The following is a 17,918-nucleotide window of genomic DNA, read 5'->3' as shown; positions in this document are numbered from 1 at the left end:
AATTAAGGTATTATTATGGGTCAAAAAGTTAATCCCATTATATTTCGGTTGCCAATAAACAGGCAGTGGCGATCGATATGGTATGCGGACAAAAAGACATTCCCAAGATTTATTTGGGAAGATTATCAGATTCGAAAATTTATAAAGAAACGGTTAGAATCGGCGGCTGTATCGAAAATTGTTATAGAAAGAGCCGGTAATAGGGTAAGAATAAACATCCATACCGCAAGACCAGGATTGGTTATAGGAAGAAGAGCAGCCGAGCTGGATAAAATAAAAGAAGAGATCATGGATCTTGTCGAAAAAGGGAGGGAAGTTTTAATTGACGTTAAAGAAGTTAAACATCCTGAACTGGAGGCACAACTTGTTGCTGAAAACATAGCGCTGCAAATTGAAAGAAGAGTGGCTTACAGGAGAGCCATAAAAAGGGCGATTCAATTGACCATGGATGCGGGTGCGGTAGGTATCAAAGTGAGGTGTGCAGGGCGGCTTGGTGGAGCAGAAATCGCTAGAGCTGAACGGTATCATGAAGGAAAAGTGCCTTTACATTCATTAAGGGCTGATATTGACTATGGGTTTGCGGAAGCAAAAACGGTAGCCGGTAAAATCGGTGTAAAAGTATGGATCTGTAGGAAAGAAGACATCGCAACAGCTGTTGTTTAACTCATTTGAAGGGAGAAAGATATGGCTCTATTGCCTCGAAGAGTAAAATACAGGAAGAGTCAGCGGGGAAGTCGGAAAGGAAGTGCAACGAGAGGGACCGAGCTGGCTTTTGGTTCATATGGAATGCAGGCCCTGGAAAGGGCATGGATTACGAACACGCAGATTGAGGCAGCTCGCGTAGCTATCATGCGTAATGTAAAGAGGAAAGGAAGACTATGGATCAGGATTTTCCCTGATAAATCGGTAACCGCAAGACCCCCAGAAACGCGTATGGGTAAAGGAAAAGGGCAGCCTGCATTCTGGGTTGCGGTGGTTCTACCGGGAAGGATTCTTTTTGAACTGGATGGTCTACCTGAACAGGTTGCCAAGGAGTCAATGAGGCTGGCAGCAGCAAAGCTACCGATTCATACTCGGTTTATAACTCGGGAAAGGTTGATTAAAGTATGAAAAGTAAAAATCAGCTCGTTGAACTTAGAGCACTTGGATTAAAAGAGCTTTTAGCAAAAGAGCAGGAATGCCGTGAAGAGTTGTTTCGGCTGCGGATGCAGAAATCGACAGCTGCCTTGGAAAAACCTTCGCGTATTAAGGAGTTGAAAAAGATGATCGCAAGGATAAAGACTATATCTAAAGAGAAGAGTAAGGCAGAAAATTTAAGCTAAAAGGGAGCATACTATGGAAGAACGTTTAGATACTCAAAATCGCTCCAACCAAAATGCAGTTAAGCAGAGTAAACCTAAAGAAAAGATTGGGAAAGTGGTTTCAACGAAAATGGCAAAGACCGCCGTTGTGATGGTCAGTAGGCATAAGGCTCATCCCAGATATAAGAAAATTGTTGTGGTTAGAAAAAAATTTTATGCGCATGATGAGGAGGGATTGGCCAAGGAAGGAGATACTGTCAGAATTCAGGAATGTCGACCTCTCAGTCGGTTGAAAAGATGGAAAGTGGTAGAAGTTTTGAAGTCGTAAAGAAGGGAGTCAAAAATGCTTCAAGTCCGCAGTTGGTTAGAAGTTGCCGATAATAGCGGGGCAAAAAAAGCGACCATGATTGGAGTTATCGGAAGAAAAACCCTGGTCGCTAGGGTTGGAGATATTATAACTGCTTCGGTAAAGGATGCTATACCCAATGGGACGGTCAAGAAAGGAGAAGTGGTTAGAGCGGTTGTAGTCCGGACCAAGAGCCCAATTAGAAGGAATGATGGGTCTTATCTTAAATTTGACAAAAATGCTATTGTCATTATTGATAAAGAATCTAATCCCAGGGGGACTCGTATATTTGGTCCCGTTGCCCGGGAGTTACGCGAGAAGAATTTCATAAAAATTCTATCGCTTGCTCCGGAGGTTGTATGAATAAAAGAAATAAAAGAAAGAACTTGCTTCCCTTGAAAAAGAGTCATGTTAAAAGAGGGGATGAGGTCGTGGTTATCACGGGCAGTGAGCGGGGAAAAAGAGGTAAAGTCATCAAGGTATTGAGGGAAAACCACAAGGTAGTGGTTGAAGGGGTCAAGATAATTAAAAAAGCGGTAAGACCCTCGCAGAATAATCCTCAAGGAGGCATTGTGGAAAGAGAAGCGGCTATTTCTATCTCCAATGTGATGCTTGCTTCGAAATGGGAAAAGAAGCAGGAAAAAAAGAAAGGCCAGCCTAAAGAGGAGACTTAAAAATAACCCTCGGGAAAAAGATTGGTTTTATTTTGGTTAATGAAAAACAAAAGGTTTATTGAGTGGAATGAAAAGTAACGTCCCTAAATTTTTGAAAGCCTACCGGGAAGTTGTTGTTCCCTATCTTATTGAGAAAAACGGGTATAAAAACATTCACGAGGTGCCTAAGATTGTAAAGATAACCCTTAACTGTTGCATGGGTTCATCGGGAGATATCAAGGTAGCCTTAGAAGAGGCGGCTAAGGAGATGGCTCTTATTACAGGACAGAAGCCTGTGAAAACTAGGGCTAAAAAAAGTATCTCTAATTTTAAGCTAAGAAAGGGACAAGAAATTGGTTGTAAGGTTACGCTAAGGGGGGAGAGGATGTACGAGTTTTTGGAAAGATTTGTCTGGGCGGCATTGCCTCGGGTCAGAGATTTTAGAGGGCTACCTACTCGGTCTTTTGATGCCCAGGGAAACTATACGATTGGAGTTAAAGATCATACCATTTTTCCAGAGGTAGATATCGAAAATTTAAAGAGGAACATCGGTTTTGACATCACAATCGTGACAACGGCCAAAACCAAGAAAGAAGCTATTGATCTTCTTTCTTCGATGGGTTTTCCTTTCATTGGAGAAAAAAGCAAGCCGCTTGTGTTATCGGCTTAAAAAATAGAGGGGAGACAAACAGATGGCTACTAAAGCATGGATTGAAAAGCAGAAGAGAAAACCGAAATTCAGCACAAGAAAATACAACCGGTGTAGAATTTCTGGTCGAAGAAGAGCTTATATGCGAAAGTTTGGATTGAGTAGGATTCAGTTTAGAGAACTTGCTTCATGGGGGGAAATTCCTGGCGTAATGAAGGCCAGTTGGTAATTTAATAAAAGAGAATATGACAACCGATCCCATCGCTGATTTTTGTTCCGCTATACAAAATGCGGCTTATGTAAAGAAGAAAGAGGTCAAGATGCCTCATTCTTTGTTAAAGGAGAGAATTGCTCAAGTGATGCTTGATGAGGGTTACCTGGAGAAAATAGAAAAAATAGAGATAGGGAAAAACAAGTATGAGTTGAAAGTTGTGATTAAAGAACCCGCTCTCATCACCAAGATAAAGAGGATTAGTAAGCCAGGATTGCGTCAGTACGTGGGTTCTAAAGAAATTCCTAATATTTTAAGAGGATTGGGAATATGCATACTTTCTACCCCAAAAGGGATCATGGCGGGTCACAGAGCTAAAAAACTACGTTTGGGTGGAGAGTTGCTTTTAGCCATTTATTAAAAAGGATCTGAAAATGTCAAGAATTGGAAGATTGCCCATTAAACTCCCGTTGGGAACAAAAGTAAGTATTGAGGGAAATAATGTAACCATAGAAGGGAAAAAAGGCAAACTATCCCACAGATTACCCGAATTTTTAAAGGTTCAACTCAAAGACGGTTCTTTGATTTTAGAGAACACTTCTGATACTCGGCAATCAAAGGCGATGTATGGGTTGCATCGCTCTTTGTTATATAATGCGGTCATGGGGGTACATGAGGGTTTTCAGAAGAAACTGGAGATTAATGGAGTTGGATTTAGAGCTGCGGTAGAGGGCAAAAAGTTAGTCATGAACCTGGGATTTTCACATCCGGTCGTGTATGAAATTCCTCAAAGTATATCGGTTAAGGTTCAAGACAATACGAAATTAACCATCGAGGGGATCGACAAATGCTTGGTTGGTGCGGTGGCAGCGGATATTCGAGGATTTTATGTTCCTGAACCCTATAAAGGAAAAGGAATAAGATATGAAGGAGAAGTTATCCGTAGGAAAGCGGGTAAAACGGCTCAAAAGTAAATGAGAGATCACTAAACAGACTATGAAGAAGACAAGATTGGATGCAAGGCAACTACGCCATCGGCGCATTAGGAAAAAAGTTTTTGGATCTTCTGAAAGACCGCGGTTGAGTGTATATTTTTCAAACAAGCATATTTATGCCCAGCTCATCAATGATGAAGAGGGCCGTACACTTGCTTGTGCATCTACTATGGAAAAAGCCTTTTCTGAGATAAAACCGAATATCGATGGGGCAGCCAAAATTGGAGAAGCTTTGGCGATAAGGGCCTTAGAAAAAAACATTCACAAAGTAGTTTTCGATCGAGGAGGGTTTCTCTATCATGGAAAGGTTAAAGCTCTTGCAGATTCTGCTAGAGAAAAAGGATTGGAGTTTTAACGAATGAATCCCAAAGACGTTAACTTATCGGCAACTATTTTAGAAGAAAAACAATCTCTAGACCAAAAGGAAGAAGAACAGATTCTTGAACCGAAAGGGCCTCGAAAGAAGGTTCGACGTCAGTTTGAAAAAAGAGATTTTAAACAGGAAGAGTCTTACCATGAAGAACTCATGGATAGGGTAATTCATGTGAATCGGTGTGCCAAAGTGGTTAAAGGAGGCCGACGTTACAGTTTTGGAGCCTTGGTGGTTGTCGGAGATCGTGCTGGACGGATCGGAATAGGTTTTGGGAAAGCCAATGAAGTGACTGACGCTGTAAAAAAGGCAACCGAAAGTGCAAGGCAGAAAATGCAACAGATTGTTAGAAATGGCGATACCATTCCTCACGAAGTCATTGGTGAATTTAGTGGAGGAAAAGTTTTATTGAAACCTGCTTCCCCTGGTACAGGAGTTATAGCGGGGGTAACTGTCCGATCTATACTAGAGGCTGCGGGTATTAAAGATGTTTTAACCAAGTCGTTAGGGTCAAAAAACCCTTATAATGTTGCGAAAGCTACATTTAAGGCTTTGTTACAGTTAAAATCCAGAGATGAGGTCTTGCATAAAAGAGGTAAAGAAATCCATCTTTCCTCTCAACCTTTTACGGAATAAAAAATTGATAGGGATTGCATTATGATGCTACACGATGTTAAACCGGCCATTGGAGCTAAGAAACGGAAGAAAAGAGTGGGATGTGGGGAGAGTTCTGGGCATGGAAAGACGAGCGGAAGAGGGCATAAGGGGCAGAAAGCACGTTCTGGGGGATCCATCCGTATCGGTTTTGAGGGTGGACAAATGCCCCTGATCCGAAGGATTCCTAAAAGAGGATTTAATAATAAGCGGTTTCATGTTTTTTATGCTCCTGTTAATCTTTCAGCGATTGCGGGAATTGAAGAAAATACGATTGATGAAACTTTACTTAGGAAGCTTGGATTGGTTAAAGGAAAGTGGGATGGGGTAAAGATCCTGGGGATGGGAGAGGTTAGCAGGCCGTATGTTTTTAGAGTCCATGCTGTAAGTACCACCGCAAAAGAAAAGATTGAGAAAGCGGGTGGGCAAATTGAACTGATAAAATCCCATTCTTAAGAATATTTCCTCTTGAATCTTACCCTTGAATAGTTGTCTATATATTACTGATAAAACAGTAGGTTATAAAACAGTAGGTTATAAAAGATAAGTGGATAATAATTCATGCTGTCAGCCTTCGTTAACATTTTTAAAATACCAGAACTCAGGTCAAGGATACTCTTTACTCTAGGGGTTATTATTATAATTCGATTGGGCTCGGCAATTCCTACTCCGGGAGTAAATCCCAATGTTCTTGGAGAGTTTTTTCGTACCGTTGTTGACCAGCAAGCCCAGGGGTCTGTTGTGGGCATGCTCAATCTTTTTAGTGGTGGAGCACTTGAAAATTGTGCCATTTTTTCTCTCAGCGTTATGCCTTATATCAGTGCGAGCATTATGATGCAGCTGCTGACAACGGTTGTCCCAACCCTGGGAAAACTGGCTAGAGAAGAGGGAGGAAGACAGAAATTGACGCAGTATGCTCGGATGTTAACCGTTTTGTTGTGTCTTTTCCAGGGATATTTGCTCGCTATCGGTTTTGAAAATCCTGAAAGCATTCCTTTGCTTCATGGAATTCATGGAATTATTGAAAAATTAGGCAGCCCACTTGTTCCTGAACCTGGCTGGGGTTTTAGACTCATCACCATGATTAGTTTGACCACGGGAACCTTGCTTCTCATGTGGTTGGGAGAGCAGATTTCGGATAAGGGTATTGGTAATGGGGTCTCTTTGATTATTACAATAGGCATTTTGGCTCGCTTACCCGCTGGCCTTGTCCAGGGATGGTCGAAACTCATTTCTCCTTCGAGTATTACCGCTTCAAGTCCTTTCCTGATAGCCCTTCTTCTCCTTTTTCTCTTCGGTGTTATTGCTACGACTGTGGCTATGACTCAGGCGATGAGAAAAATTACTATACATTACGCAAAACAGGTAAGGGGAAACCGAATTTATGGTGGTCAAACTTCTTTTTTACCCTTAAAAGTGAACTATGCCGGGGTGATGCCCATCATTTTTGCCCAAGCTATTCTTCTGTTCCCTTCAACCTTGATTGGGTTTTTAGTTCCTAATTCAGCAACTGCTGCTAGGATTGCCAACTCCTTGTCGGCAGGCTCTCTGTATTATGCGCTTTCGGTCGTGCTGATTTTTTTCTTTTCCTATTTTTGGGTTGCTACCCAATTTAATCCCGTACAGATCGCTGATGATTTGAAAAAGCATGGAGGGTTTATTCCCGGTATAAGGCCTGGAGCTCCGACTTCCGAGTTTCTCGACTATTCCATGACCAGACTAACGCTAGCCGGAGCTGTATTCTTGTCTATCCTTGCTGTATTGCCCATGGTTGTCCAGAACTTGCTGGGTATTCCTGCGATTACAGCTCAGTTTTTTGGGGGGACAAGTTTGCTGATTGTTGTGGGTGTGATATTGGATACAATGCGGCAAACAGAAACCTATTTACTCCAGAGAAATTATGATGGATTTCTTAAAAAGAGGAAATTGAGCAAAGCTGCCGTAGGAACAATATCTAGCGATGTTGCCAAGGAAAGGACTCTAGTATGGATATACACTTTTATTGGCATTCTTGTTATTGCCGGCATTACGGTTTCTCTTTTTAAGAAATAAAGACAAGCTAAAAGTAGAAGAATTTCTTGGGCAAATATTTTTTGGCGATTGTTCTCAAAAAGAATAAACCTATTAAACTAAGCAGGGAGCAAAGGATACTTAACGGATAAATGTAGTTGTCTTCAGCTGTTTTTATCTTAACCTTTACCGTCATCCAAGGGCCAATGTTCAAGTAGTCGGAAGGTAGCGTTTCATCAAGGAGTATTTTAATAGGTATCCGCTGCGAAGTTTTGACGTAATTAAGGCTAAGGTCTTCAGAAGAATAAGGGCTAAAGGCATTTTTTGTCCCTTTTTGTATGCTGTCGACATGTGCCGATAGCCATCTGTTGGGATACGCATCAATTTTGATCCAGGTTGGTTGACCCGGGCGGATTTTATTTAACTGTCCTTCTTTGAAATTCCCAATAATCCAGAAATCCCCGGAAACTATTGAAAAAAGATATTGACCGCTGCTCACGTAATCACCTTGTTCGACCATCTTGTTGGTAATGTTTCCTTGGATGGGACTGTAAATGTCGGTATAGCCAAGAGAAAGACTTTCTAAGCGGAGAATGGATCGGGTAATCAAGTTTGAGGCTAAAGAAAGATCATAATTAAAAGCGCTTAAAGCATTGACAACACTTAATTCACGGAGTCTTAACCATTCGCTTTGAGCGAATTTTCTGATGGCATCCGCAACCGCTACTCTTGCGATGTAATCCCTGGGATCAATTTTTACCAAAAGTTCACCTTTTTTGACTTTCCAATTATCATTTACAAACACTTTCTCGACGTAACCTGAAACTTTCGAGGATATTCTCAAAACATGAGAACTCATATAAGCATCCTCAGTTTTTTGATAGCAGGATCTTTCAAACAGCATTTTCCAAACAAAAAAGGATGACAATCCAAGCAGGATCAAAAATAAATCAGCCCTGAAAGAGGATTTGCTGAAAAAATTCATAGCTCAGTAAACAATTACTATACAAAAGGAACAAATGAAAGCGAGTCTATGCGAAGGGGCTTTTTTCGAAAAGATCGAGATTTTTTCTTTTTTTAGGCGAAGATTCGAGAATAGAAATTTTATGGACTAAAGGATGGGGAAGATCTCGATTTTCAGAATTTTCATTAACCTGTTTGACAGCAGGAAAACGCAATACAAGTTCTCTAGATAATTCTTCTTCAGCCTGTTTTAATTTGTAATCGCGCATCATCGTGGTCATGGTTGTAATTCCTGAAATAGCTAAATCGACAGGAGTGATAGCTGGAATAAAACGGTTAGACATTCGTGTTGCATTGGTAGAAAGAAGTTTTTTTCCCGAATGGGCAGAAACAAGATTCAATCGTGCTCCCACTTTCCAGGCAGCCCAAACGACCGAATAGAAACCCTCGTAATGGGTCACTTCCCCATAAAGCAGAAGATCAGCCGAAAGCCATTTTCCCAAGATTTTAGGAGGAATGCTCAATAAATCTTTCATGGTTGCAAGTCCATGAGCTTTTAAGGTCGTGTCGACTTCACCAAGGTTTAAAATTTCAAAATCCCTTTGGGCCAGATAACCAGCAATGGTTCTGCGTAATCTATTACTGACTGTCCATTGCCAATTTTCTTTTTGCATTTTTGACTTGGGGAATAGTGGAATGCGGTTAACAAGAAAATCACCTCCTGTTGCTTGATCTGAAAAAGGAAGAACGGCTATTTTACCGCTTGCTTCATGAGAATAATCGGGATGGGCGATCACTTCAGGTTTTTGGATATCCATCTCGATCAACCGATCGTATATAGATTTTTTTCCATGAATCTTATCACCAATTTCGGACAGAAAGAACTTTTGATCTGAAACGTTATTAAACAGAATAGTTGGCATGGCTTTTTGTTTAGTCGGTTTTCCCTTAGGTTCATCGATAGCAGCAAGGGCAAAATCCGCTTTTCTTATTTCAATATTTTTTTGGGACAATTCATTTTTTTTGGAAAGGCGAAAGGAAAAATGAGGATTATCAGGCTCGATAGGCATTTTATGCACTGAGCCTTGTGTGAAAAGAAAAGGACTTCTCTTTTCATTTTCATGGCTAAGGGATCGAGTAGAGGGTGGAGGACTTCCAGCCCTGCCTTTTTTTTCATTCCGTATTTCTTTTGAAGAAGAGTTATGGGAAAGGGCAAGGGCATTTTCAGCCTGAGGGAAATAAGGAGTTGGCCTTCTTGTGGGAATTCTTATTACGATTTCTCTTGAGATGTCTTCTTCAGCGCGCCTCAATACGACATCTCTTAAATAAGTAAAATTGATTACTGAGTTGATGAGCAGATCAGTTGGATTTAGACCGAAATCAAAACCCAATTGATTCCTTAAACCGGAAGCATAAAAGAGCTGCTCACCGTTTTTAGTTGAAAGCATCTGTATGTCCGCAGCGACGCTATAACCACAAAGGACTCCGGCATAATAACTTTCGTAATTTTTTACTACTCCATAAATCACGGCATCGGTATTTAACCAAGAGCCCAATTGCTCAGGAGAAACTTTAGATAGATCTTTACTGTTCCAAATACCATGTTGTTTTAATACAGCATCGATTTTGCCCAGTTTAATAGGGTAGTATTCTCTTTGAGCGAGGTTTCCGTAAATGAGTTTTCGGACTCTTTGTGCCCTCGTCCACCGATATTTTTCCCGTAATTCTGGATCGCGCTGATTTAGAGGAAGTTTGTTAAGATAATAATCTCCTTTATCTTGATCAACGAAAGGTAAAACAGCAACAGTTTTCGGAGGCAACTCATAGAAAAGAGAACTTACCCCGGCCCGGATCTTTCCTGGATCAATATCGACAACATGGTCATAGAGAGTTTTTTTCCCATGGTTATGAACAGCCTGCTCTTTTAGATAAAGTTTTTGATCTTCAGAAGGAGTTCGAATTCCCGAACATCCAACGCATAAAATAAGCAAGAAAAAGAGACAGGCTGAGTGGCGCATAGACTTTAGGCCAACTCATTTTGGCTCTAAATACTTGAAATACAAGAAAAAAGAAAGCAAATGGCTATCTTTTAATCGTAAAAGGAACAAACTTTTTGAATAGGCTTGAAAAATTATGCCTTCCTAATTCCTTATTAAGGGTTTCTTGGTCAGTTACCCAGTTAAGCATTACTACTCTTCTCTGTCCTTCAAAAGGCAAATGGCCATGAAAGGAATTATCCGATCTTTTAAAGGCGATGAGCGAACCCCATTCAGGTGGAACTTCAGCCACATAATCGTTAATGTTCTTGGACCGTAACAACCGGAGCCTACCTCCTTGAGGTTCCCATTCCTCATTTAAGTAAATAAGCAAAGTGACCAATTTCCATACTGAATCGGTATGAATATTGCCATCCCTATCTTTGGAACACCATCCCCTGACGGTTGTTAAGATAGGCCTGTTAAGTAATTCGATATTGAACTTTTCTTGAAGAATTTCTGTTAGGGCTGGACTCTCCAATTCTTCAATGAATGCAGAAAAAGAGGGACCAAATTGCACTTCAGAAAGAGGAAAAACACCCGGTTTTTTTATCTGAGGAAAGTCTGAAAGAAGTTGATCTTTGTTTTCGGTTTTGACAAACCCTTTAACGACAAGGTATTCAAAAGGGTCATGTTCTACAGGAGTAGAAGCGAGTTTTTCGAGGGAGATGTATTTCATGGCGGTCTTTATTTCTATAAAAAAATTAAAAATTTTGCAACAAATATATCTGACTTTTACTAAATGATTCTCTAAAGTTTAGTTTTGTCAGGGATTAGTATAAAGATTATAATAAGGATTCATTTCATGGAGTCGTGGCCGAGTGGCTGAAGGCAGCGGTTTGCTAAACCGTTAGGGGACAAAAATCCCCTCGAGGGTTCGAATCCCTCCGACTCCGCTTTCCACCTCGAAAATCAAGATTAGATAAGCAACCGTATGCAAGAGCAAATAAATATAAGCTTTACTTATAGATCCATAAAATACTTAATAATATCTCAATATTAGGCTCATTAGGCTCAAAAAGAGCAAGAAATGAGCAAGAAAATCAAGTAGTTAGACGCATTTTCTTTCAAGGCTAGATATATGCTTGCAGCCTCTCGCATCCCGCATATATGCTGACATCAGCGACTTACACAAGTTCGGTTTTTCGAATGAGTTCACATCGTTTGGCGAGGTAAGGCGAGTGCAAGCATTACCGCCCTCATTTGCTCATATAAACTAGCTTTTCAGGCCAAGTCGCATAAAATGCCCTATAATCGTTTTTGTGTTTGTAACGAGTATGATAACGAGTGCGGTGGCCTAAAGATCTTGCGACCTGCTGTCTTTTACGCTGTGGCTGTTTTAGGCCGCATCAAAGGCAGCAGGCTCGAGCGCCCGCGGTGAGGGCAAAAAGAAAAAGGGCATTTCGGCCCACCCTCTCTTTTGTACGCTCGTTAAAGCTTCAACGTCAGATGTTCTTGCTCACTTGTCTACACTTCAACGTCGCTTTTCATTGTTCGTCCGAGTCCTCTTTCAACGTCAGCTTTAATTGTTCTGTACCGATTCAACGGCGGACTGAACTTCTGTTCGAATGTGTGGTTTAGAGTTCCCAAAAGAAAATTAATCCTTTTTCGACGTGTGAAACCGCGGACAGATACATGCTGATAAGACATGATTAAACAATTTCTTCTTCCAAGGTTGATTGAAAGGCCACTGTTTCGATTATTCTTTATGGTTTGTAGTCCATTGCAATTTATTGCATTTAAACTATCTGAACTCAATAAACCCCATCTCCCTCTCCTTTTAGCTGATACATAATGCGCAAGATTGTCCTGTAAATATAACCTTTTAGCTAAACAAGGTCCGAACCTCTTCAAGAACTACTGCCGGTTTGGTTCCAAAAGTGACAGACATTAGAATTCGCCCTAATTTATCTAGTGATTCCTGTAAGTTAGTACCACATTCAAGAAACCTTCTAGGAATTATTTGGTCCATCAATCTTACAACACTTATAGGATAATCTTTAGAACGGACGACTTCAAACACGGCATCTCTGAAAAACTTGTACTGTAAGCCTCCGATTTGAAGTATTGGTTCTCGTTTAGCTAGGCCTCCTACTAAACCAATAATCATTGATTGCATCGGAATTTGAATTGGAAATGATGTAAAGAATGGATACAAAAGAGCAAAGACAGCGATCCAAGTATTTGCATGTGTAAAAAGCCACCAAGCACTTAATGGACATGTTATCCATTGTAGGGTATAAATATAATGAATCAGCAACGCAAATTTAATATTTGCAAACGGTTCCTTATCAACAAATGCCCACACGGTTGCTACTGTCATAAAACCAACAACCACGGCCCAAGCGGGGAAGAAGCACATCATGACTGGAGCAAGTGCTCGACCAACAAAATGAGGAAATCCATCAAATTCTACAGCTAAATACCAAAGACCACTGCCACGGCAAGCTGATGTCACCCAATACAAAATAAGTGTCTGCATTCACATTCCTTAGCCATTGCTAAATAGTAATAAATTTTATTAAATTATATTTTATTTTCACAATAAAAATAAATGAAAATTATTATTGGATTAATAGCGAAATTAAAATTCAATAAAAGCATCCTAAAAAAATTGTTAAAGCATGATTTATTCCTATGGTACTCTTTCGTACCATGAATGGCTTAGATGTACGACTCATTCAAATTTGGGAAAGATATGCCCTAGGTCAAGATCCACTTCTAGCCCTAATTTTATCTCAAAGATCTGACACCAATCAAGAAGGCAAACCTGGTGTTCCGATCACTGTAGAGCTTATGCAATCGTGAACGATGATTTGAATTTGAATCTGGATCATTTAATCTCTTTTTCGGTTGATAACAGTATTAAGAAATTGGTCCCTCGATTATATGACCTGTTATAGGAATTAATCGTTAACTAAACTTCTGAAACTCTGAGATATAAGACATTGAAGCAGAACGACATAACATTTTATTCTTTCTGCATGGCCCACTTGGGCGGGCGAGCAAAGAGCGAAAGCATGTCGAGTTTTTGAAGCAACGCGTTGAGCTCAGCAGGAATCAGGAGTAAGAGCCCAATCACAGGCTTTCCTTTGGTAGAGAGTTGGACCAAACTTGCTCGAGGACCGCCAAGCCCCCGTATGTCAAAATATTTGAAAATGGTCAAAGCCCAAGATAATTTGTCTTGAGACATTTGCCTACGGATTGATCATCATTAACTTATGGTTTCTGTTTTTTCTTGAGAACATTTTTCTTCAGCAAAACCTACATTCTCATGAAGAAAATACAAAGAAACGAAAATCAATTTATGCAGAGTATATTGTAAAGTAACAAAAATCTCATTCCTTGTTATGTTCTCAACTGTTCCATCAGAATTCCGTTGAAAACTAGCTTTAATACTTTTCCCACCGATTAGTTATTAAATGACCGATTGCAATGAACCCTGATCCCAAAAACTACCCTCCATACATCACAATGAGTGATAACCAATTATGTTGTGCAATTCCAGTATGCCAGAGTATAAATATGAAGGTAATTGGCAAGATCATAAAGGCAATAAGACCACCCCAATATTCTGATGCTCTTATGATGATGGAAAGATTTAAAACAAAAGATATGACAGCTGTGACCGCATATATTATCCATCTACCAAAACAAAGGATATAGCTATTAATTTAGAGATAGAGATTGATCGTAACTTTTCTACATAATGCCCCCAAGCATTGCAGGGATTATTATCAAAATTGCATACGGTTTGTTATCATGAACATTACGCGCACCAATTGCAAGACTCAATAACTCTAAATAAACGGTGCTGATATGACCAAAGCTCCGAGTATTTTGTCGTGTTTGACCGCTATCTGATCTGCTAAAAAGTCTCCAAAGGGTGCTGAAAAAATACAGTTCAAAAAAAGTGTGCAATATTGCCATTCGGAAGGCCTCTGCTTATAATGAGAAACAATAAAATCGTAACTAAAATGATAGTCAACCACATGACTAGAGTCCCAACTATAAATGCAAAAATTATCAAGGAAAGATCCCACACCCACTGAGGTAATTTCGATGGATTTATACTAAAGAATCTTGTTTTTAGTAGATTCCAATCAATTATAAAGCCAGCCTCAATCAAGGCTGTAAACCTCCTTCGGGTTAGGGCCATAACGGTTCTCACCAGGTGTACTGTCTCGCAGAAAAAATGGTAAAAGCACTGGAAACCCAAGCGGCAAGTTTATTATCAGTACCAACCATAACCAACCACTACGTGAGATATCATGCAAACGTCGAACGATGACTGCCAAGGTAGGAACTATTGTAACTAGTAGGTAAATGCCACTGAGCGGACCACTAATAAGAAACAGAAGACCAGGAAGACCATAAATTCGATCTGGATGACTCAGGTTCCATATTTCGGGATGTTCAGTAATAATAAACTCATCCAAAATTCTGAAGCCTACAAAAAAAAGAGTGTTGAACAAAAAAAAATACCAAAACTCACGGCGTCGCGCTCGCCCAGAAAAGTCTGCATATTTCCGCAATGCAGATAAGTACCATTCCATACACCCCATTCTTTTATCTATTTCAGGCTAAAAACTTTCTCAGGGAAGTAAGTAACATTTCAGATTTTTTCATGATATTATAAAATCCTTGTAAAAGCAATACATCTTTTTCTATCCTAAACACATCCTTGAAAAACTTTTTCACTAACCTCGGTAAGGAAATTGTCTTATTTCATCTCTACTCTGTAAATAAAAACCTAAACATCCCCTCTGTGTCTGCATAAAAGGATCGAATCAATTATACGTACCTAGTCTCAGTTTCTTGTTTGTCAATGAATGTCTATGTAAGTCCAACTGTAGTTTTCCTGTATAATGCCTTCCCACAATAATCCTTGAGGCATCGTTAAAGTACAATAATATTTAAAGGCTATAATATCATTCGGAGAAAACAAATCAGAATGCCAACTTTTATGAAATCGTCTGTGAGAGCTTCCTTCATTGTCGAGCAGTAGTGTAGACTGTCGACTGACCGCCTATTATCTTTCTTTTTGTTTCTCCATACTATCTTTCCATACTCTTTTTGGAAAATAACTCTGACCGATAAAACGCTCGTTTTCCTCTTTTTTAATAAGGTAACCCATGATGATCCTGCCAACTACAGCATCATACACATCATAAGGAAAAGAAAAAGAATACGCCTTCCGTTCTAATGAGTAGTCTAGATTTAGTTTCAACAAGCATAATTATCTTGTAAGGGTAGAGTAAGTTCCTTTGGAGGGCAACATAATATTTTAACCTAGCAATTGATCTATTAACACACCGTTTCCTTAAGCAATTTTTCAGAGGCTTTTCGTAGCTGATAAGTAATAGAAAGCCTCAGTTTTTTGACAATTAAAGATGCCACTAAACATTGTTCCAGCATTAAACAACTGCTGTCAGGGCTGTCTTGCAGAGAAAGAAGCTTGTCCCTATGGAATTAGGCTCAGCTTCTTAACCTTTTGGATTAGCGATAGGTACAAAATAGAATTGAGAGAGAAGAAGTTCACTGAAGAATTTCCTAAAGCGATCACCCGCTTTCAGGAAATTCGCTTGGTTTAACTCTCTACCAAGGAAAAGCCTGTGATCGTCCTCTTATCTCGGATTCATACAGAGCTCAACGCGTTGCTTCAAAAATTGACCTGCTTCAGCTTTTCGTTTATTCGCCCAAGTGGGTTAGTTAGGCAGATAAAAAGCCAATGTAATTCTACTTCAATATATTTATCTTGGAGTTTCTGAAGTTCAGTTAGCACTTCTATAAAGTAAGAAAAAGTTTTAACGAAATATTGTAATCAGAAAATGAAAAGGTTAATCTCATAAAAATAATCTGAAGAGAAATGTGAAAATCATAAAGGACATATTAATGGTGATTGGAGCGATGTTCGTTCTTTTTTTATGCCTTACTTTCTTTACATATTCACCATCTCCTAATAAGAAATTGGAAAAGTTAGCTGGTTTAACAGCTGAATTAGATGTATATGCTCATGAATTTATTAATGAGGTTGATAAGTGTATTAGTGAAGGCTATTTGACGGATGACTTATATCAAAGCAAAAATACCTTTGAAGAAACATTACAACAAGCGAAAACTGTTGCTAAAGAATATATTTATGAACTTAATAAATATCCAAGAAGGAAAATAGATGAGGAATTAAGATACTTCAAGAAACTAAAGAATATTACTCGAATGGTATATAATGAGCTTTGTGATCGGACGGATTTTCTTAAACATGAAATAACTCATTTAGTACAAAATGAGCCTAGTGGTCTGAGAGATCTAAAACAGATTGGTGAGATAATTGTAAAACAAGAAGTGGTTCTTCTTTTACAATTAAAAGAGTTTGACGATCTGGATGAGTTTCTGAATCGGGTGTATGGGATACAACAAAGTCGAAAATAAATTAAGAAGGGATATAACATAAACTGAAAAACAAATAAGAAAAACGCTAATTACGAAATAGAGTTTGAAAATGGAAGACAATATTAAATAATCAAGTATATCGACAACTGGATTCTACTTTTTCAAAGAAAGATCAGTATCTTGCATTATTAGTGACATAAGCTGGCAGTGACAAATATCTTTGAACAAATATCTTTGATATTCAGTTATTGAATTTGATGGCTTTTTCTTATTTTGTTGGTCAAGTATGGTAAAAAAGGTCTTCAGAGGCATGCGCAGGGTGGAAAATAATTTATTGCTTTTACAAGAATTTTATAATCTTTTGAAGATGAAAAGGCTGAAAAGCTATATATTTTCATGAAAGAATTTTTTCCCTAAAATAGACAAAAAGAATTGGAGTGTATGGAATGGTACTTATCTGCATTGCGGAAATATACAGACTTTTTCGGGCGGGCACGACGCAGTGAGTTTTGGTGTTACTTTTTGTTTAACAATCTTTTTTTGATTTGTCTCAGAATTTTAGATCAGTTTCTCTACGTTGAATATTTTGAGCTAGGTAATGAAACACCAAGTTATGGTCCTCTTAGTTTTATTTATTGGCTTGCTACCTTAATACCATCCCTTGCAGTGACTGTTCGACGATTACACGATACCTCACATAGTGGGAAGTGGCTACTAATACCAATACTGTTGTTAGTCGGTATTTTCATATCTGGTGTGGCAGGTATTGAGTGGATTGTCGATTTGATATTAATACTGCTGCTTGTGTGGGTTTTAGTGTTTTTGCTTCTTTTACTGCGTGACAGCACACCTGGAGACAACCAATATGGACCTAATCCAAAAGGTATTCAAAACACACATGAAGGACATTATAAAGCAAAGTTACGATCAATTGCAATCTCCAAATTTATAGCAACTTCTTTTATTGTTAGTGGATGGATAATATATGCAGTCACAGCTGTCGTATCGTTTATTTTAAATCTTTCTATCGTTATAAAAGTAGTAGGCTTTTGGGGCGGCCTTATCGCTTTTATGGTCTTGCCAATTACCCTCATATTTGCTCCTTGGTATGCTGGCTTCGCACAACATAATTGGTTACCTCTCATCGTAACTTATGGAGGGACGATTTTGGGAGCAGGATTCATTGCAATCGGTCATTTAATAACTAATCGGTGGGAAAAGCATTTAAGCTAGTTTTCAACTGAATTCTGATGGAACAGTTGAAAAATAACAAGGAATTTGAGCTTTTTGTTATTCTACAATATATTCTGAATAAATTAATTTCGTTTCTTTGGATT

The 17,918-nt window shown here is 39.1% G+C and carries 24 protein-coding genes and 1 tRNA gene; 19 read left to right on the top strand and 6 right to left on the bottom strand.

Going from position 1 to position 17,918, the window contains the following annotated elements:
- Positions 1-15: 15 nt before the first annotated feature.
- From rpsC to secY, 14 genes are all read left to right on the top strand, one after another.
- Positions 16-663: a 30S ribosomal protein S3 gene (gene rpsC / locus IT6_RS03270; protein WP_134440969.1), complete on the top strand. Its 648-nt coding sequence runs from the start codon at positions 16-18 to the stop codon at positions 661-663.
- Positions 664-684: 21 nt separating this feature from the next.
- Positions 685-1,110: a 50S ribosomal protein L16 gene (rplP, locus tag IT6_RS03265; protein ID WP_134440970.1), complete on the top strand. Its 426-nt coding sequence runs from the start codon at positions 685-687 to the stop codon at positions 1,108-1,110.
- Positions 1,107-1,322: a 50S ribosomal protein L29 gene (rpmC, locus tag IT6_RS03260; RefSeq protein ID WP_134440971.1), complete on the top strand. Its 216-nt coding sequence runs from the start codon at positions 1,107-1,109 to the stop codon at positions 1,320-1,322. The genes rplP and rpmC overlap by 4 nt, the downstream gene beginning before the upstream one ends.
- A gap of 13 nt (positions 1,323-1,335) precedes the next feature.
- Positions 1,336-1,629 (top strand): 30S ribosomal protein S17, encoded by a 294-nt coding sequence (gene rpsQ, locus IT6_RS03255; RefSeq protein ID WP_134440972.1) that lies wholly within the window; start codon positions 1,336-1,338, stop codon positions 1,627-1,629.
- A 15-nt stretch (positions 1,630-1,644) separates the two neighbouring features.
- On the top strand, positions 1,645-2,010 hold the full coding sequence (gene rplN / locus IT6_RS03250; protein WP_134440973.1) for a 50S ribosomal protein L14: 366 nt from the start codon (positions 1,645-1,647) through the stop codon (positions 2,008-2,010).
- Positions 2,007-2,321 carry a 50S ribosomal protein L24 gene (rplX, locus tag IT6_RS03245; RefSeq protein WP_134440974.1) on the top strand — a complete coding sequence of 105 codons (315 nt, stop codon included), beginning with the start codon at positions 2,007-2,009 and terminating at the stop codon, positions 2,319-2,321. The genes rplN and rplX overlap by 4 nt, the downstream gene beginning before the upstream one ends.
- Before the next feature lie 67 nt (positions 2,322-2,388).
- Positions 2,389-2,970, top strand: coding sequence for a 50S ribosomal protein L5 (gene rplE / locus IT6_RS03240; protein WP_134440975.1), 582 nt, complete (start codon positions 2,389-2,391; stop codon positions 2,968-2,970).
- Positions 2,971-2,992: 22 nt separating this feature from the next.
- A complete protein-coding gene (locus IT6_RS03235; RefSeq protein ID WP_134440976.1) occupies positions 2,993-3,178 on the top strand; it encodes a type Z 30S ribosomal protein S14 in 186 nt (61 codons plus the stop codon).
- Between the two features lie 16 nt (positions 3,179-3,194).
- Entirely contained in the window at positions 3,195-3,581 is a 387-nt protein-coding gene (rpsH, locus tag IT6_RS03230; RefSeq protein WP_134440977.1) for a 30S ribosomal protein S8, read from the top strand.
- Between the two features lie 13 nt (positions 3,582-3,594).
- Positions 3,595-4,134 carry a 50S ribosomal protein L6 gene (rplF, locus tag IT6_RS03225; RefSeq protein ID WP_134440978.1) on the top strand — a complete coding sequence of 180 codons (540 nt, stop codon included), beginning with the start codon at positions 3,595-3,597 and terminating at the stop codon, positions 4,132-4,134.
- A gap of 22 nt (positions 4,135-4,156) precedes the next feature.
- A complete protein-coding gene (gene rplR, locus IT6_RS03220) occupies positions 4,157-4,510 on the top strand; it encodes a 50S ribosomal protein L18 (protein ID WP_134440979.1) in 354 nt (117 codons plus the stop codon).
- Between the two features lie 3 nt (positions 4,511-4,513).
- A complete protein-coding gene (gene rpsE, locus IT6_RS03215) occupies positions 4,514-5,161 on the top strand; it encodes a 30S ribosomal protein S5 (protein ID WP_134440980.1) in 648 nt (215 codons plus the stop codon).
- 21 nt (positions 5,162-5,182) lie between these two features.
- Positions 5,183-5,635: a 50S ribosomal protein L15 gene (gene rplO, locus IT6_RS03210; RefSeq protein ID WP_206827769.1), complete on the top strand. Its 453-nt coding sequence runs from the start codon at positions 5,183-5,185 to the stop codon at positions 5,633-5,635.
- A gap of 105 nt (positions 5,636-5,740) precedes the next feature.
- A complete protein-coding gene (gene secY / locus IT6_RS03205) occupies positions 5,741-7,231 on the top strand; it encodes a preprotein translocase subunit SecY (RefSeq protein WP_206827767.1) in 1,491 nt (496 codons plus the stop codon).
- A gap of 7 nt (positions 7,232-7,238) precedes the next feature.
- On the opposite strand, the gene IT6_RS03200 is transcribed toward secY, so the two are convergent.
- The 3 genes from IT6_RS03200 to IT6_RS03190 all read right to left on the bottom strand — a co-directional run bounded on the left by IT6_RS03200 (position 7,239) and on the right by IT6_RS03190 (position 10,867).
- On the bottom strand, positions 7,239-8,048 hold the full coding sequence (locus IT6_RS03200) for an HlyD family secretion protein (protein WP_242524312.1): 810 nt from the start codon (positions 8,046-8,048) through the stop codon (positions 7,239-7,241).
- Between the two features lie 172 nt (positions 8,049-8,220).
- Entirely contained in the window at positions 8,221-10,170 is a 1,950-nt protein-coding gene (locus tag IT6_RS03195; protein ID WP_206827763.1) for a GNA1162 family protein, read from the bottom strand.
- 64 nt (positions 10,171-10,234) lie between these two features.
- Entirely contained in the window at positions 10,235-10,867 is a 633-nt protein-coding gene (locus IT6_RS03190; RefSeq protein WP_242524311.1) for a 2OG-Fe(II) oxygenase family protein, read from the bottom strand.
- Positions 10,868-10,995: 128 nt separating this feature from the next.
- On the opposite strand from IT6_RS03190, the gene IT6_RS03185 reads away from it, so the two are divergent.
- Positions 10,996-11,084: transfer RNA gene (locus tag IT6_RS03185), tRNA-Ser, on the top strand.
- Positions 11,085-12,013: 929 nt separating this feature from the next.
- On the opposite strand, the gene IT6_RS03180 is transcribed toward IT6_RS03185, so the two are convergent.
- The gene (locus IT6_RS03180; protein ID WP_206827762.1) at positions 12,014-12,670 is read right to left on the bottom strand and encodes a hypothetical protein; all 657 of its coding nucleotides are present in this window, start codon (positions 12,668-12,670) and stop codon (positions 12,014-12,016) included.
- A 173-nt stretch (positions 12,671-12,843) separates the two neighbouring features.
- Here IT6_RS03180 and IT6_RS03175 point away from each other — a divergent pair, with 173 nt between their 5' ends.
- A complete protein-coding gene (locus tag IT6_RS03175) occupies positions 12,844-12,996 on the top strand; it encodes a hypothetical protein (protein ID WP_206827760.1) in 153 nt (50 codons plus the stop codon).
- A gap of 163 nt (positions 12,997-13,159) precedes the next feature.
- Here IT6_RS03175 and IT6_RS03170 read toward each other — a convergent pair whose 3' ends face one another.
- Positions 13,160-13,381 carry a hypothetical protein gene (locus IT6_RS03170; RefSeq protein WP_206827758.1) on the bottom strand — a complete coding sequence of 74 codons (222 nt, stop codon included), beginning with the start codon at positions 13,379-13,381 and terminating at the stop codon, positions 13,160-13,162.
- Between the two features lie 928 nt (positions 13,382-14,309).
- Entirely contained in the window at positions 14,310-14,744 is a 435-nt protein-coding gene (locus tag IT6_RS03165; RefSeq protein ID WP_206827756.1) for a DUF805 domain-containing protein, read from the bottom strand.
- Between the two features lie 837 nt (positions 14,745-15,581).
- Between IT6_RS03165 and IT6_RS03160 the strand changes: the two genes are divergently transcribed.
- The 3 genes from IT6_RS03160 (at position 15,582) to IT6_RS03150 (ending at position 17,814) form a co-directional block, all read left to right on the top strand.
- The gene (locus IT6_RS03160; protein WP_206827754.1) at positions 15,582-15,782 is read left to right on the top strand and encodes a hypothetical protein; all 201 of its coding nucleotides are present in this window, start codon (positions 15,582-15,584) and stop codon (positions 15,780-15,782) included.
- A gap of 301 nt (positions 15,783-16,083) precedes the next feature.
- A complete protein-coding gene (locus IT6_RS03155; protein WP_206827752.1) occupies positions 16,084-16,620 on the top strand; it encodes a hypothetical protein in 537 nt (178 codons plus the stop codon).
- A 402-nt stretch (positions 16,621-17,022) separates the two neighbouring features.
- A complete protein-coding gene (locus tag IT6_RS03150; protein ID WP_206827750.1) occupies positions 17,023-17,814 on the top strand; it encodes a DUF805 domain-containing protein in 792 nt (263 codons plus the stop codon).
- The last annotated feature ends 104 nt before the right edge of the window (positions 17,815-17,918 follow it).

This window comes from Methylacidiphilum caldifontis (assembly GCF_017310505.1).
GTDB lineage: Bacteria > Verrucomicrobiota > Verrucomicrobiia > Methylacidiphilales > Methylacidiphilaceae > Methylacidiphilum > Methylacidiphilum caldifontis.
This window is presented reverse-complemented; position numbering and strand designations above follow the sequence as displayed.